General features: G+C 36.9%; 14 protein-coding genes. 11 read left to right on the forward strand and 3 right to left on the reverse strand.

What is annotated here, in order from left to right; translation table 11 throughout:
• Positions 1–478 precede the first annotated feature (478 nt).
• Both ACIQ7N_RS07220 and ACIQ7N_RS07225 read left to right on the forward strand, forming a co-directional pair.
• Positions 479–1,540, forward strand: a complete 1,062-nt coding sequence (locus tag ACIQ7N_RS07220; RefSeq protein WP_402931173.1) for a YHYH domain-containing protein — start codon at positions 479–481, stop codon at positions 1,538–1,540.
• A complete protein-coding gene (locus ACIQ7N_RS07225) occupies positions 1,530–2,153 on the forward strand; it encodes a hypothetical protein (protein ID WP_402931175.1) in 624 nt (207 codons plus the stop codon). The genes ACIQ7N_RS07220 and ACIQ7N_RS07225 overlap by 11 nt, the downstream gene beginning before the upstream one ends.
• Positions 2,154–2,217: 64 nt before the next feature.
• Here ACIQ7N_RS07225 and ACIQ7N_RS07230 read toward each other — a convergent pair whose 3' ends face one another.
• Positions 2,218–3,408: a coenzyme F420-0:L-glutamate ligase gene (locus tag ACIQ7N_RS07230; RefSeq protein ID WP_402931177.1), complete on the reverse strand. Its 1,191-nt coding sequence runs from the start codon at positions 3,406–3,408 to the stop codon at positions 2,218–2,220.
• Between the two features lie 124 nt (positions 3,409–3,532).
• Between ACIQ7N_RS07230 and ACIQ7N_RS07235 the strand changes: the two genes are divergently transcribed.
• Positions 3,533–4,453, forward strand: a complete 921-nt coding sequence (locus tag ACIQ7N_RS07235; RefSeq protein ID WP_402931179.1) for a LysR family transcriptional regulator — start codon at positions 3,533–3,535, stop codon at positions 4,451–4,453.
• Between the two features lie 144 nt (positions 4,454–4,597).
• Positions 4,598–4,747 carry a hypothetical protein gene (locus ACIQ7N_RS07240; RefSeq protein WP_402931181.1) on the forward strand — a complete coding sequence of 50 codons (150 nt, stop codon included), beginning with the start codon at positions 4,598–4,600 and terminating at the stop codon, positions 4,745–4,747.
• A 380-nt stretch (positions 4,748–5,127) separates the two neighbouring features.
• Here the strand turns inward: ACIQ7N_RS07240 and ACIQ7N_RS07245 are convergent, their stop codons facing one another.
• Complete coding sequence (locus tag ACIQ7N_RS07245) at positions 5,128–6,009, reverse strand: LysR family transcriptional regulator (protein WP_248717513.1); 882 nt, start codon at positions 6,007–6,009, stop codon at positions 5,128–5,130.
• A gap of 112 nt (positions 6,010–6,121) precedes the next feature.
• On the opposite strand from ACIQ7N_RS07245, the gene ACIQ7N_RS07250 reads away from it, so the two are divergent.
• Positions 6,122–7,141, forward strand: coding sequence for a YeiH family protein (locus tag ACIQ7N_RS07250; protein WP_402931254.1), 1,020 nt, complete (start codon positions 6,122–6,124; stop codon positions 7,139–7,141).
• Between the two features lie 99 nt (positions 7,142–7,240).
• Here ACIQ7N_RS07250 and ACIQ7N_RS07255 read toward each other — a convergent pair whose 3' ends face one another.
• The gene (locus ACIQ7N_RS07255; protein ID WP_132362605.1) at positions 7,241–7,576 is read right to left on the reverse strand and encodes a heme oxygenase; all 336 of its coding nucleotides are present in this window, start codon (positions 7,574–7,576) and stop codon (positions 7,241–7,243) included.
• 620 nt (positions 7,577–8,196) lie between these two features.
• On the opposite strand from ACIQ7N_RS07255, the gene ACIQ7N_RS07260 reads away from it, so the two are divergent.
• From ACIQ7N_RS07260 to ACIQ7N_RS07285, 6 genes are all read left to right on the forward strand, one after another.
• Positions 8,197–8,799, forward strand: coding sequence for a class I SAM-dependent methyltransferase (locus ACIQ7N_RS07260; protein ID WP_132362607.1), 603 nt, complete (start codon positions 8,197–8,199; stop codon positions 8,797–8,799).
• 425 nt (positions 8,800–9,224) lie between these two features.
• Positions 9,225–10,445, forward strand: coding sequence for an ABC transporter substrate-binding protein (locus ACIQ7N_RS07265; RefSeq protein WP_402931184.1), 1,221 nt, complete (start codon positions 9,225–9,227; stop codon positions 10,443–10,445).
• 232 nt (positions 10,446–10,677) lie between these two features.
• Positions 10,678–11,553 (forward strand): branched-chain amino acid ABC transporter permease, encoded by an 876-nt coding sequence (locus ACIQ7N_RS07270; protein WP_132362611.1) that lies wholly within the window; start codon positions 10,678–10,680, stop codon positions 11,551–11,553.
• Between the two features lie 13 nt (positions 11,554–11,566).
• Positions 11,567–12,502 carry a branched-chain amino acid ABC transporter permease gene (locus ACIQ7N_RS07275; RefSeq protein ID WP_402931186.1) on the forward strand — a complete coding sequence of 312 codons (936 nt, stop codon included), beginning with the start codon at positions 11,567–11,569 and terminating at the stop codon, positions 12,500–12,502.
• Positions 12,502–13,281 (forward strand): ABC transporter ATP-binding protein, encoded by a 780-nt coding sequence (locus tag ACIQ7N_RS07280; RefSeq protein WP_402931188.1) that lies wholly within the window; start codon positions 12,502–12,504, stop codon positions 13,279–13,281. Before ACIQ7N_RS07275 ends, ACIQ7N_RS07280 begins: the two co-directional genes overlap by 1 nt.
• Positions 13,281–13,988 carry an ABC transporter ATP-binding protein gene (locus ACIQ7N_RS07285; RefSeq protein ID WP_248717509.1) on the forward strand — a complete coding sequence of 236 codons (708 nt, stop codon included), beginning with the start codon at positions 13,281–13,283 and terminating at the stop codon, positions 13,986–13,988. The genes ACIQ7N_RS07280 and ACIQ7N_RS07285 overlap by 1 nt, the downstream gene beginning before the upstream one ends.
• Positions 13,989–14,074 lie beyond the last annotated feature (86 nt).

Genomic DNA, 14,074 nt, shown 5'->3' on the forward strand with positions numbered 1-14,074 from the left:
TGTGGCGGGGTTGAAGAGGTTCATATGGTGTATAAAGCGAGCCTGTATGAAATCTCAAAAGAGCAAGTTATTGCACTAATCCAGACCCGTCCCACATATGAGGAGCTTTTTATAAATATATGCATGAAAACAGTTCATTATGAATAATACCTACGGAAATTTGTGAGACAGAATCATGCTCAAACAAGCGAACATTGGTTAAATGATGGAGTAAAACCTTAATCAATCAACATGAAGTTAAAAATTTATAATGAGTATGAGGAAGTAAGCAATGGTGGCGTATCCTTTTACAGAATGGGACATGCAGGCTCGATTTCTGTCATTCTCACTTAGGGAGTTTTTAATCGTTACAATCGTCTTCTTGTGAGGGATTTTTGCTAAAACTAAAAAACTCCTATTTCTCTCTTTTATCTTTGCGTCATGGGAAATATGATATAAGATAAAATATGTCAATTATTGTAGATAGGAGGAAGAAGTAGTGAGAAGTGGTTATTTGTCAAAAATTAGTGTATTAGTTTGCAGTTTTTTACTACTATTACCGTTTACAGCAAGTGCCCATCCAGGTAGAACGGATAGTAATGGAGGACATACTTGTCGAACTAACTGTGAAAAATGGGGATTACAATACGGAGAATATCATTATCATAATGGTGGTAGTACATCTAATGGCAGTAGCAATATATCAAAACCTGCTCCAAAAAAACCTGTGCCTTCAACACCGGAGCCCAAAATAGATGAGGATCAAGTGAAGGCGGAAAACTATTATACAATGGCAACGAATTTATATAACAGTAAAGATTATAAGGGAGCTATTAGTGAACTTGAAAAGATTTACGAATTGAATAAAGGTAGTAGTAAAACAGATAGTCTTATTCAAAAGTCTGTGAATGCTATTTATGAATTAGCTGAATCTAAGGTTAATGCAGGGGAATATTCTGTAGCTAAAGACTATGCAGTTTATATCAAAGAAAATCGACGTTCTAATGACGAGATTAAGCAAAAAGCTAGTGGTTTATTAAAACAAATGAAAGACAATGAAAAAATCGATGAATTACTTTATAAAGCTACAAATGCTAGGGATAAAAAAGATTACGAAGAAACTTTCAGCATTATCCAAGAGGCTCAGAAGATAAAACAGTTGGATAAGATTAAATCTTTTTATACTGAAACAGTAGAGTCTTTAACGAGCGATGCAGAAGAAGCATTTTACCAAAAGCAATATGGGGATGCTAAAAAGCTTTATAAATTATTGGTCAAAAAAACAGAAACACCAACAGTAATTTCACAATATCAAAAGAAACTTCAACGATTAGAAGGGGAACAATTACTACAAAAAAGCTTTCATATTAAGACGGCTGATTTTGAAGGGAAGTCACTTTTTAATCATTTAATGGAAGATGAAAAGAACACACCATATGATAAAAATGTTGTAAATATATTAAAAGACTCCTTGCATGTAGGTACAGATAATGCTAAAAAATATATATTTACTATTAAAATTGAAGAATTGTTAAAAGGGGGAAAGAAAGATGATGCATAAAGCAGAGTCAAAACGTAGAACCTCCATTTTTAAAACAGCTTGGTTTATGTGGTTTTGGTTAATTATTTTTCCTCCTTTGGGCGTATTTCTTATATGGAAACAGGGGCGGCTTACTAAGAAGAAACGTACTATAGCTACCGTAATAGCAGGCGTCTACTTTGTCTCACCGATGATAATTGGAAAGGCAACCACGCTGCCACTTTATAATAATCAAGAAGAATTTATAGAGGCATTCAACAAAGCAGTAAAAAAACTAGACTTCTCATATTCCCTTGAAAATACAAAGAAAGAAGAAGAAACAATTACTTCAAAGTTGGGTAAGGATATTACTTTAATTGAAAATATTGATGAAAAAGGCGCAGTACATGAGTTGATTATGGTGGGGCAAGGAGAAGGGATGGATATCATACTTTCCATGGGATTGTTAATAGGTATGACAAACCCAGACTTAAGCCAAAACGATATTGGTGCTGTGTTGAAGGATTTACGTTTGTTTGACGAAAGTTATGACTATCAAAAGAATGAAACAACTGTAGAGAAAGATACGATTCGGTATAACTTAAAATATGATGAAGCTGCTGGTGTAATATTTAGTGCTTCAAAAGTAAAGTAGTATATAAAAATATAAATATGTCAGTAGAAAAAGTGCGAGCTGGTTGCTCGCACTTTTTTTAAAATTACTTTGTATAGTTATCGAAATAACCTTGAATATAAATCATCGGTGTTCCTTTGTCGCCTGAACCTGAAGTTAAGTCTGAAAGAGAGCCAATTAGATCTGTTAAACGACGAGGCGTTGTACCTTGAGCAGCCATTTTCCCAGTTAAATCTTCATCTTTGTTTTGGATATACTCCGAAATTGCTGCTTTTAATTCTTCGCCGCGAAGATCTGCAAAATCGTTATCAGCTAAATACTTTAGTTTTACTTCGTTTGGCGTGCCATTTAATCCAGCAGTGAAAGCTGGTGAAACAACCGGGTCGGCTAACTCCCATATTTTACCCACAGGGTCTTTGAATGCGCCATCACCATAAACCATTACTTCCACTGTTTTACCAGTAGCTTCTTTGATTTTTGCTTGAATGCCATCAACAATCGGTTGGCATGTATGTGGGAATAATTTTACGCTATCTTCAGTAGCTTTATTTGAACCAAGTAGACCATACTCCGCGTTAAAGCCAGAACCATTATTAGGTTCAGATAAAATATTATCAAGACTGTATATTTTTTCAGCGCCGTTTGCCGTTAAAATACGTTTTGTACGTGAGCGTGTATGAATATCACAAGTTAACACACTCTTCGTAAAGTCTAAAATTGTTTTTGGGTTATTTGAAAAAATAACTTCACAAGAAGCGCCTTCAGCTTCGATTAGTTCTTTATAATATTCGATATAATCTACACCTGTAAATGTATGTTTTTTATACCCGAAATGCTCACGGAATTCAACCTCAGTTAAAGTATCTGTCCAAGGATTAATCCCTTTTACATCTAGCTCATCGATATCAACTAGGTGATTCCCCACCTCATCAGATGGATAGCTAAGCATAAGAACTACTTTTTTTACGCCTTTTGCAATACCACGTAAGCAGTTAGCAAAACGATTACGGCTTAGAATTGGAAAAATAACACCAACAGTATCATCACCAAATTTAGCAGCTACGTCAGCTGCGATATCATCAATGGATGCATAGTTACCTTGTGCACGCGCTACGACAGATTCTGTTACTGTGACAATGTCACGATCTTCAATGGAATAACCTTCAGTCTTTGCTGCATTTAATACTGTATCAACAACGATTTGCTCAATATTATCGCCTTCGTTAATGATTGGACCACGAAGACCTCTTACTACTGTACCAACTACACGTTCCAAAATAATCTCTCCTTATTAAATGGGTAAATGTATGTTAAATAAAACCAATATAGTTTTACTATACGCCCCTTTAGTGATATAAGTAAAATTAATAGTTCGTATAATAGCTATAAGAGGTGCTTATATGATAGGGAAATTAGATTTATATCGTGTTTTTAGTATTGTTGCTAAAAATAATAGCTTTTCAAGTGCGGCTAAAGATTTATATATGACTCAACCAGCTGTTAGCCAAGCTATGATGCAATTAGAAAAGGAGCTAGGTACACGTCTCTTTAACCGCACACCTAAAGGGGTGACGTTAACAACGGAGGGTAAACTTTTATATGAGTATACAAATTCCGCGTTAGGCCTTTTAGATGCTGGTGAGGAGAAGCTGCTAGAATTCAAAAATTTAACAACAGGTCAACTGAAAATTGGCGTTGGGGACACTATTTCTCGTTTTTATTTAATGCCTTATCTAGAGACGTTTCATACAATGTATCCAAATATAAAATTACAAATGTTAAATGGAACGACTTCGGAAATTTGTAACTTTATTAAATCTGGTGAGGTTGATATAGGACTTTGTAATTTTCCGATAGAGGATCAGACATTACAGTTAACCGCTTGCACCGAGGTTCAGGATATTTTTGTATGCGGCGAGAAGTACAAAACGTTGGCATCAAAAAGCTTAAGCTTTGAGGATCTGTTAAAGTTTCCGCTTATTTTTTTAGAGAAAAAATCAAACTCAAGAAAGTATGTAGAAGATTATTTATTTGCAAGAGGGATCTTCATTGAACCGGAGTTTGAGCTTGGTTCACATGATCTAGTGCTGGAATTTGCACGCAGTAATTTAGGAATTGCTTGTGTGACGAAAGAATTTTCTAATGATTATTTGCAGCGAGGATTTTTATATGAACTAACATTAACAGAAAGTATACCGACACGAAGCATTGGCATGTGTTATTTAAAAAGCGTACCTTTATCACGAGCAGCATTGAAATTTGTAGAAATTATTGAGCATAAGCAGGAGCTTAAACGTCTAAATCCGAGAATTATAAAGTAAGATTAGCGAGTAGTAAAACTCTAACATTCAAATGGTAAAAAAATGAACAATGGAATCTTTGCGAGTGTTGCGGTGCTGTCGCTTCGCTCTCGCTCAGATAAATATTATTGCTGAAGTTTTAGTTCATGCTAGAAGGTACATACTGTGTGGAACGGAAATCACCCCATCGTTGTGGTAAGTGTTACATATAATTTAGAGATGACATTTTACTATAAAGTACGCCATGCAAATGTTGATTGTAGTGGAGACTGGGCGACTCCTTGGAGATTAGTGATAGAGAAGAACGAAGGCTAAAACCATCACATCCTGTGATAACGCCTTCGTGACCAACATCGTGTTGGCCCGAGACACTAAAGCGAAGCCGCTCATCGGACACACCCAGGAAGCTTTGCTCTGTGCGAAAGCGAAGCGTCAGCAACAAATGTTTTCTGTAGCGAAAGCGAAGCGTCAGCTACAATGCGCCCAGTTGGTACGGAAATCGACCCCTCGTTTTGCCGAAGCGGCGGGATTTCGTGTTTTAGCGGCGTTCTTCCTTTGGTTAGCGCGCAACTCACACTTTTAGCGGCGAATTCCAACATAAGCTGGACAATTTGACTAAACTAAAGTCAGAGTTGAAGAACATTGTATAGAATTTTACACAATATTAAGGACTTGACTCCGAAGAGTTATACTATTTAAGCCTTTTTTAGTAGTGCCTCTAAAAGAATGTCAACATTGCGTTTATTTTTCATTGTAGGCGAGCACAAATAAGAAAATGTTCGTATAAAATACTGTTCCTCGAGGGGTAAGATTTTTATATCGCCATTTTTTAATTCGCGCTCGATGACACTAGCGGATAGTAATGAAAGTCCAAGCCCCTGTATAACGCTTTCTTTCACACCTTGATTACTACTAATAGTAAGAAGTGAACGTACTTGAAGCCCGTTTGCTCTAAATAAATGATCTAAATAATAACGTGTGCCTGAGCCTTCTTCCCGTGCAACCCAATTTTGTTGCTGCAAGTCTGAAACCGTAATCGTTGCCTTCTTTGCAAGAGGGTGATTACTCGCACTGACAATAAATAATTCATCTTGCATAAACGGTTTAATAAGAAGTTCATGGTCGTGTGCTTGTCCTTCAATAAGACCGATATCAACTTGTAACAATTTCGTATAGTGAATGATTTCTTTCGTATTGCCAATAATAACTTGAAGCTCTAGCTGAGGGAATTGCTGTTGTAAGCTTGCTATGATAGGAGGCAATATATATTCCCCAATAGTAAAGCTAGCGCCAATCACAAGTGTACCTTGAATTTCATGGTGATAGGTTAAAATATCTTCTTTTGCTGCCTCGGCAATGGCCATCATTTGCTTAGCTCGTTTATATAAAATTTCTCCAGTTGGTGTGATTTGTACAGATTTTGGCGAACGGATAAATAAAGTCGTTTGAAATTCTTGCTCTAAATTTTTAATGTGTAAACTGACACTGGGCTGCGAAATATGAAGTATTTCGGAGGCTTTCGTAAAATTATTGACCTCCACCAGTGTGATGAACGTTCTTAAAGCATCAAATTGCATATCATCACTCCTATCATTAGAAATATTAATAATTATGATTATATATATGTATTTTACTGATGATTAACTTTCTAATAAAGTAAAATCATCAAGGATGAAAGAAGTGAACAACATGGATAATAGGCAGCATAGGGTAAAAAGTTTCCTGACCCCAGCGTTTATGAAGGGGATATTGTTGACACTCATAATTGCCTTAGTAGCAAAGTATATTTCGACATTCCCGTTCTTCTCAATATTAGGGCAGCTTGTCATTGCCATTATATTAGGTATGGCTTGGAGAGCAGCTTTTAAGGTGCAGGATTCTTGGCAAACAGGTATAACATTTTCAAGTAAAAAATTGTTACGCCTCGGTATTATTTTTTTGGGGATGCGTTTAAACTTAGCGGATATTTACAATGCTGGCGCGAATGTTTTTCTTATTGCCTTTATTAATCTAGTATTTGCTTTAGTGGTTGTATACGGCTTAACGAAGGTATTTCATGTAGATAAAAAGCTAGGCATATTAACAGCTTGTGGTACAGCTATTTGTGGGGCTGCTGCTGTTGTCGCTATTGCTCCCCAAATTAAGGCGAATGAAAAAGAAACGGCAGTGGGCGCAGCGATAGTCGCATTACTAGGGACTGTTTTCACATTAGTCTACACGGTGTTATATTCAGTATTTAACTTAACACCTACTGAATATGGTATTTTTGCGGGAGGCACGCTACATGAAATTGCTCATGTTATTGCAGCAGCCTCAGCTGGTGGAAATGAAGCTGTTGATACGGCGGTTATTGTGAAGCTAACACGTGTCGCATTGCTTGTACCGGTAGCTATTGTCATCGGTATTTTATATCGAAGAATTGATAAGGAGCAAGAAAAAGAAAGGTTTTCGCTGTCGATAATTCCATGGTTTATTCTTGGTTTTTTAGCGATGAGTGCTATTAATTCGTTAGGGATTGTACCAGCTAATGTAGCGCAAACATTTGTAAATATCGCTTATATTTTAATTGGGATGGCGATGGCTGGACTAGGTTTAAATGTAGAGATAAAAACTTTTAAACAATTAGGCGTAAAAGCGTTTATTGCAGGACTTATCGGTTCGGTTTGCTTATCAATACTTGGCTATGTTTTAGTTATTTTCATGCAATAATTCAAAAAAGTCCTGCATTTTCAAAAATGCAGGATGTTTTAGATAGAATCAGAAGATATTTTAGTTGTTACTCTTTCAGTTGCTGAAAGAAGTTAAAAATTAGCGTAACGCTTCAATCGAAGAAGCTAATTCGGCTATAACTATTTTGCTACCGATAAGTGGACTGTTTTCAGGCTTTCCTCCCTCAGCACTTTGTCCAGGACGGTGATGAGCTGCAGCGAATGCATCACTATTACGCCAAGCTTGGAAATGCTCCTTGGACTCCCAGTACATATTGACGCTCATTTCGTCATAAGTCGGATCATCAGTTGAAATTAATACCTCCACTTTATGGAAGCCTTCAAACTGCTGTAGAGGTCCTGGTTTTGTAAAGTTCGGTGCCATTTTTGCAGCAAAGCCGGGTTTTACTTGAATACGATTTGTAACAATAATCATACTTTCCCCCCTATTCATTTTTTAGTTAACCATATGAATGAATTATCAATGATTATCATTCGCAATCAATGATAATTCGCCTAGGAAGACATTGTCAATAGAAGAGCAATGTAAAATAGCTTCAAAATGGTGATAAGCAGGGGGAAAGACCATATTGTATCGGTCCAATGCAACGACCTGACGAAAATGGAGGACCTACATGGCCTAACAAAGGCGATGAGCAGCTAAAGCAAGGAACTGTTATACGATTGTTGTTTGCTTGCCTTATTAATAGTTGCAATGCTCTTTGTTTAAAACCGGGGAGGACGATATTCCAAAACTTTTAACATCGCTGATAAACAACAAAGAATCGCTGATAAAACCGGGAACATCGCTGATAAACAACAAAGAATCGCTGATAAAACCGGGAACATCGCTGATAAACAACAAAGAATCGCTGATAAAACCAGATAAATCGCTGATAAACAATAAAGAATCGCTGATAAAACCAGATAATCGCTGATAAACATCAAAAAATCGCTAACAACACAAAGCCTCACCAAGTGCCCTCAAAACTTTTGGGGATGGTTTTTTCTTTTTATCGTGCTAAAATTAATCATTCTTTTTTTAGGAGTAATAGTATGAATGAACATCAATTTGATAAATATTTACATATTAACACAGTAGGTGAACAATACGGCTTCCCTAAACTAGCTCATTATCATCGCTATGAGCCAACACCGTATGCTGGCTTAGAACAATTATTTGCAGAGTATGAAATGCCTGATAATCCAGTGTTTATCGATATGGGATGTGGAAAAGGGAGAGTTCCTATTTATGTACATGATAAATTTCATATTCCGACAATTGGGGTAGAAATGGATGCAGGTTTTTATGCAGAGGCTGAAAATAATAAAAGTGGCTATCTTCATAAAAAGAGTGCTCAAGCACCGATATCCTTTATTCATTCAATAGCGGAGGACTATGCTATTCAGCCAAGCGACACCGTTTTCTTTTTTTTCAATCCGTTTTCAATTCATATTTTTCGTACAGTAATTCATAATATATGGCAGTCTTATGAACAGCATATGCGTGAAATTCATATTATCTTATATTACCCACCGTATGATTATTTACAGTTTTTACATCATGGGACGCCTTTTGAATTAATCCATGAGGTTCATCTTGAACATGAAACAAATATTAACGAACGCCTCTGTGTGTTTGCATTGAAAAAAGCTTAGAGCTGTAGAAATACCTAGCTCTAAGTTTTTTTATGGATTCGACTATGAAAAAATCTTACTCCGATTGCGCCCGCTAAGTACTGTAATTCCGTATTAATACTTTGCGAAAACGCTTTAGCGCTTTGTATTCTAGATCTAGCAATTTTTTAACGAGATTTTATTGTAAAAAAAATAATAGTTTTATAGTAATGTTCACTCCGAATTAATAGATAATTCTTAAATTACTAATTATACAGAAAAATCACTCTAGACTAAAAATAAAGAATGTTTTACAATGTAAAAGGTTTAATTGAATAATATATCGACTTAGTAATAGATAGTTATAAATTATTATTTGGTTATTTTTGTTATTGAGGAAATGCCGCGGATTGTTTATAATTATCAGAAATATCTAACATTTGAAAAAACTTAGGGGGAATAAAATTATGCGAGAGAACAAAAAGCTTAAAAAGTTTGGCTCACTTTTAGTGGCATCTTCATTACTTGCAGGCGTTCTTGCGGGCTGTGGTAATGGAGGTAGTTCAAGTTCGGGAGGATCATCTTCAGGCGGTGGCGGTTCTACTGACGGTGATACGATTAAAATCGGTGCAAACTTAGAACTTTCGGGTAACGTAGCTTCCTATGGTTCGTCAATTGCTCTAGGTGCAGAGCTTGCTGTTAAAGAAATTAATGACAATGGTGGGATCGACGGTAAAAAAATTGACCTTATTAAAGTAGATAACAAATCAGAAAACTCGGAGGCTACTGCAGCAGCTATTAAACTAGCAACACAAGATAAAGTAGTAGCAATGTTAGCCCCAGCAACTTCTGGTAATACAGTTGCTACTGTGCAAATTGCGAATAAAAATAAAATCCCAATCGTTACTGGTTCTGGTACTGCTCCAAACATTACAGTAAATGATAACGGTAGCATTAATGAGTATGCATTCCGTACTTGTTTCATCGATCCATTCCAAGGGATTGTAGCAGCAAACTTCGCTTCTAATGAATTGAAAGCTAAAAATGTAGCTATTTTTGCGGACAACGCATCTGATTATGCAAAAGGCCTTGCGAAATCATTTAAAGAAACAATTACAGAAAATGGCGGGAAAGTTGTAAAGGAAGAAGCGTATGTAGCGAAGGATACTGATTTCCGTACACAGTTAACAAATATTAAAGGAGAGAAGCCAGACTTTATTTTTATCCCAGGATACTATGAAGAGGTCGGTTTAATTGTGAAACAAGCACGTGAAATGGGTATTGATGTACCACTGATGGGGGCTGACGGTTGGGATTCACCAACATTAGTAGAGTTAGCTGGTGCGAAAGCGCTAAATAACACGTACATCACAAACCACTACTCTGCAGAAGACCCAGATCAAAAAATTCAAGACTTCGTAAAGGCGTTTAAAGCAGCGAACAATGATAAAGCACCAGATGCATTTAATGCACTTGGCTATGACTCAATTTACTACATTGCTGATGCTATTAAACGTGCAGGCTCTACGGATGGAGAAGCAATTAAAAATGCACTAGCTGACACAAAAGATCTTTCTTTAGTAACAGGTACTTTCTCAGTTGACGAAAATCATAACCCAATTAAAACAGCAACAGTTCTTGAATTTAAAGACGGTAAACAAGTGTTCAACTCTAAAGTTAATCCTTAATGTTTTCTAGGCAAGGGGAGGCGGGTAAACACGCCTTCCCTTTTTGTTTTCTCTTATTCAGTAAAGGTTCCCACCATTGAAGGTGATGAGATGAATGCAGATACACCAAAGCGAAATGGATAGATGATGAAAAAATTTTTAAGAGGACACAATTTACTCTATTTTCAATAATAACATGTAGAAGTAAGTCCTATTTTTGCACTTTTCAAAAAATAATAAGGAGTGAACGCTCATGGAATGGATACAGCAGCTTGTGAATGGTATTTCATTAGGTAGTATCTACGCATTAATAGCGCTGGGGTATACGATGGTATACGGGATTATTAAGCTGATTAACTTTGCCCACGGAGATGTCTTCATGATTGGGGCATTTATTGGCTTTTATGCAATGGCTAAATGGGAGCTTGGTTTCTTTCCAGCACTATTATTGGCAATGACAGTCTGTGCAATCTTTGGTGTTTTAATTGAACGTATTGCTTATAAGCGTTTGCGAAATGCCACACGTATTGCTGCTTTAATTACGGCAATCGGTGTATCGCTATTAATCGAATATACAACGATTTTCTTCAGAGGTGCGCAACCTGCGGCATATCCTGATGTCATTAAAAATAAATCGTTTGATATTTTTGGTGTTCAAATTAGTAGTACATCCATATTAATTTTATCTGTCTCAATTGTACTGATGATTCTTTTACAATTCATCGTACATAAAACAAAAATCGGGAAAGCGATGCGTGCTGTTTCTCATGACGCCGATGCAGCACGGTTAATGGGCATTAATGTAGATAATACAATTTCAGCGACATTCGCAATAGGTTCAGCCTTAGCGGGTGCAGCAGGTGTTATATTCGGGGTATATTACACAAAAATCGATCCATTAATGGGTGTTATTCCAGGGGTTAAAGCATTCATAGCGGCAGTACTTGGCGGTATTGGTATTATTCCTGGTGCCATGGTTGGCGGTATGTTGCTCGGTGTTGTGGAATCATTCGTAAGTGCACTTGGTTTCTCTCTATGGCGTGATGCAGCGGCATTTGTTATTTTAATTTTAATTTTAATCTTCAGACCATCGGGTATCTTTGGTAAAAATGCCCGTGAGAAAGTGTAGGTGAATGGTGATTATGAAAAAATCTAAAGTTTTCTGGGGCTATGCAGTATTAGCGCTAGTCATCTATGCAGTTGTTCAGGTGCTTATTTCAACGAACTTTCTCGATATTTACTATCAAAATATGTTGATCACAATGTGTATTAACATTATGCTTGCGGTTAGCTTACACATTGTCATTGGTATTACCGGTCAGTTTTCGATTGGGCATGCCGGCTTTCTAGCGGTAGGGGCATATATTTCTGCCATTATCACAACTAAATTAATGCTTCCGTTCCCATTAGCTATTTTCTTAGGGGCACTTGCAGCAGCAGCAGCAGGTTTAATTGTAGGTATCCCGACGTTACGTTTAAAGGGTGACTATTTAGCAATTGCAACGCTAGGTTTTGCGGAAATTATACGTATTATCTTTTTAAATACGGATTATGTTGGTGGCGCAGCAGGGATGCAGGTTGAATATTTATCAAATTGGACTTATGCATTCATAGGTGTTGTTCTAACAATTTTAGTAATCTCGAACTTTACAAATTCCCGTCATGGACGCGCATGTATTTCGATTCGTGAGGACGAAATTGCGGCAGATGCGATGGGTATTAACACAACCTACTATAAAGTTGTTGCTTTTGCAATTGGTTCCTTCTTTGCTGGCCTTGCAGGGGCCATCTTTGCACATAATTTTTACATTATTCAACCGACAACTTTCAGTTTCTTAAAATCTTTTGATATTTTAATCTATGTAGTTCTTGGTGGTTTAGGCAGTCTTTCAGGATCTGTCATAGCCGCGGTTTTCTTAACAGTAGTCTCAGCATATTTAGCAAACTTCCCAGAAACACGTATGATTATTTATAGCTTAGTCTTAATAGTGGTAATGCTGTACCGTCCAACAGGTTTGATGGGAACAAAGGAAGTTACAGATTTATTTAAATTCGGTAAAAAAGGAGGTACAAAATAATGACTGGAAACCTTCTTATCAATGTTGAAAACATGGGCATTCAATTCGGTGGTTTAAAGGCGGTACAGGGCGTTAATATGTACCTAAATCAAGGAGAACTAGTAGGTCTTATAGGGCCTAATGGAGCTGGTAAAACAACGAGCTTTAACATGCTTACTGGGGTGTATAAGCCAACTGAGGGCACGATTACATTTGACAGTATAAAGTTAAACGGGCTTGCACCATATCAAGTTACTCAAAAAGGTATTAGTCGTACATTCCAAAATATTCGTTTATTTAAAGAGCTATCTGTTTTAGATAATGTTAAGGTAGCGAACCATTCACTTGCAAAGCATTCTATGTGGTCTTCTATTTTCCGCTTACCGAATCATTTTAAAGGTGAGACAGAAATGGAGCATCAATCTATTGAGTTTTTAAAAATCTTTGGCTTAGATGTTTATAAGGATGAACTTGCGAAAAATTTACCTTATGGGATGCAGCGCCGTCTAGAAATTGCTCGTGCTCTTGCTGCGAAACCTAAGCTACTTTTATTAGATGAGCCAGCAGCAGGGATGAACCCGCAGGAGACGCATGATTTAATGGAATTAATAGCGTTTATTCGTAAAGAATTTGGCTTAACAATTCTTCTAATTGAGCATGATATGAGCTTAGTTATGGGAATTTGTGAACGTATATACGTGCTCGATCACGGCCAATTAATCGCTGATGGGACACCAGAAGAAATCCGCAACAATCCAAAGGTAATTGAAGCTTATCTTGGCGAGGAGGTTATCAGCTAATGCTAAAAGTACAAAATATAGATGTATTTTACGGTAACATTCAAGCATTAAAGGGCCTCTCTTTAGAAGTAAATGAGGGTGAAATCGTAACGTTAATTGGTGCAAATGGTGCTGGTAAAAGTACATTATTAAAAACATTGTCAGGCTTATTAAAACCAAAGGGTGGCATCATTGAATATGAGGGCTTCTCTATCGCAGGGAAAGCTGCACAGACAATTGTAAAATCAGGAATTTCACATGTTCCAGAGGGACGCCGTGTTTTTGCAAATATGTCTGTTGAAGAAAACTTAGAGCTTGGAGCATATCTCCGTAACGATAAAGCTGGTATCAAAAAGGATCTAGAGCATGTGTATGAATTATTTCCGCGTCTGTTGGAGCGCCGTAAACAGCAATCAGGTACATTATCTGGTGGTGAGCAACAGATGCTAGCGATGGGTCGAGCATTAATGGCAAAACCAAAATTGTTATTAATGGATGAACCTTCAATGGGGCTTGCGCCACTCATGGTAAAAAATATTTTTAATATTATTGAGCAAGTTAATAAAGAAGGTACAACCGTATTACTTGTTGAGCAAAATGCCAATATGGCTTTATCCGTAGCCAATCGTGCGTACGTACTTGAAACAGGACGTATAGTATTATCGGGCACAGCAAAAGAGCTTCAAGAGAGTGAACAAGTAAAGGCTGCTTATTTAGGTGGTTTATAAAAGATGAGGGCATCTCGGAAGATGAGATGCCTTTTATAGTATAGATAGATGCTTGAAAATAACAGAAAGCAGTAGCATTCATCTTT

It is taken from the genome of Lysinibacillus sp. NPDC095746, assembly GCF_044763535.1.
Taxonomy (GTDB): Bacteria; Bacillota; Bacilli; order Bacillales_A; family Planococcaceae; genus Lysinibacillus.

Excerpts from the sequence above, each read along its gene's own strand:
- ACIQ7N_RS07225 (WP_402931175.1), top strand. The coding sequence starts at position 1,530 with ATGATGCATAAAGCAGAGTCAAAACGTAGAACCTCCATTTTTAAAACA.
- ACIQ7N_RS07235 (WP_402931179.1), top strand. The coding sequence starts at position 3,533 with ATGATAGGGAAATTAGATTTATATCGTGTTTTTAGTATTGTTGCTAAA.
- ACIQ7N_RS07245 (WP_248717513.1), bottom strand. The coding sequence starts at position 6,009 with ATGCAATTTGATGCTTTAAGAACGTTCATCACACTGGTGGAGGTCAAT.
- ACIQ7N_RS07250 (WP_402931254.1), top strand. The coding sequence starts at position 6,122 with ATGGATAATAGGCAGCATAGGGTAAAAAGTTTCCTGACCCCAGCGTTT.
- ACIQ7N_RS07255 (WP_132362605.1), bottom strand. The coding sequence starts at position 7,576 with ATGATTATTGTTACAAATCGTATTCAAGTAAAACCCGGCTTTGCTGCA.
- ACIQ7N_RS07260 (WP_132362607.1), top strand. The coding sequence starts at position 8,197 with ATGAATGAACATCAATTTGATAAATATTTACATATTAACACAGTAGGT.
- ACIQ7N_RS07265 (WP_402931184.1), top strand. The coding sequence starts at position 9,225 with ATGCGAGAGAACAAAAAGCTTAAAAAGTTTGGCTCACTTTTAGTGGCA.
- ACIQ7N_RS07270 (WP_132362611.1), top strand. The coding sequence starts at position 10,678 with ATGGAATGGATACAGCAGCTTGTGAATGGTATTTCATTAGGTAGTATC.
- ACIQ7N_RS07275 (WP_402931186.1), top strand. The coding sequence starts at position 11,567 with ATGAAAAAATCTAAAGTTTTCTGGGGCTATGCAGTATTAGCGCTAGTC.
- ACIQ7N_RS07280 (WP_402931188.1), top strand. The coding sequence starts at position 12,502 with ATGACTGGAAACCTTCTTATCAATGTTGAAAACATGGGCATTCAATTC.
- ACIQ7N_RS07285 (WP_248717509.1), top strand. The coding sequence starts at position 13,281 with ATGCTAAAAGTACAAAATATAGATGTATTTTACGGTAACATTCAAGCA.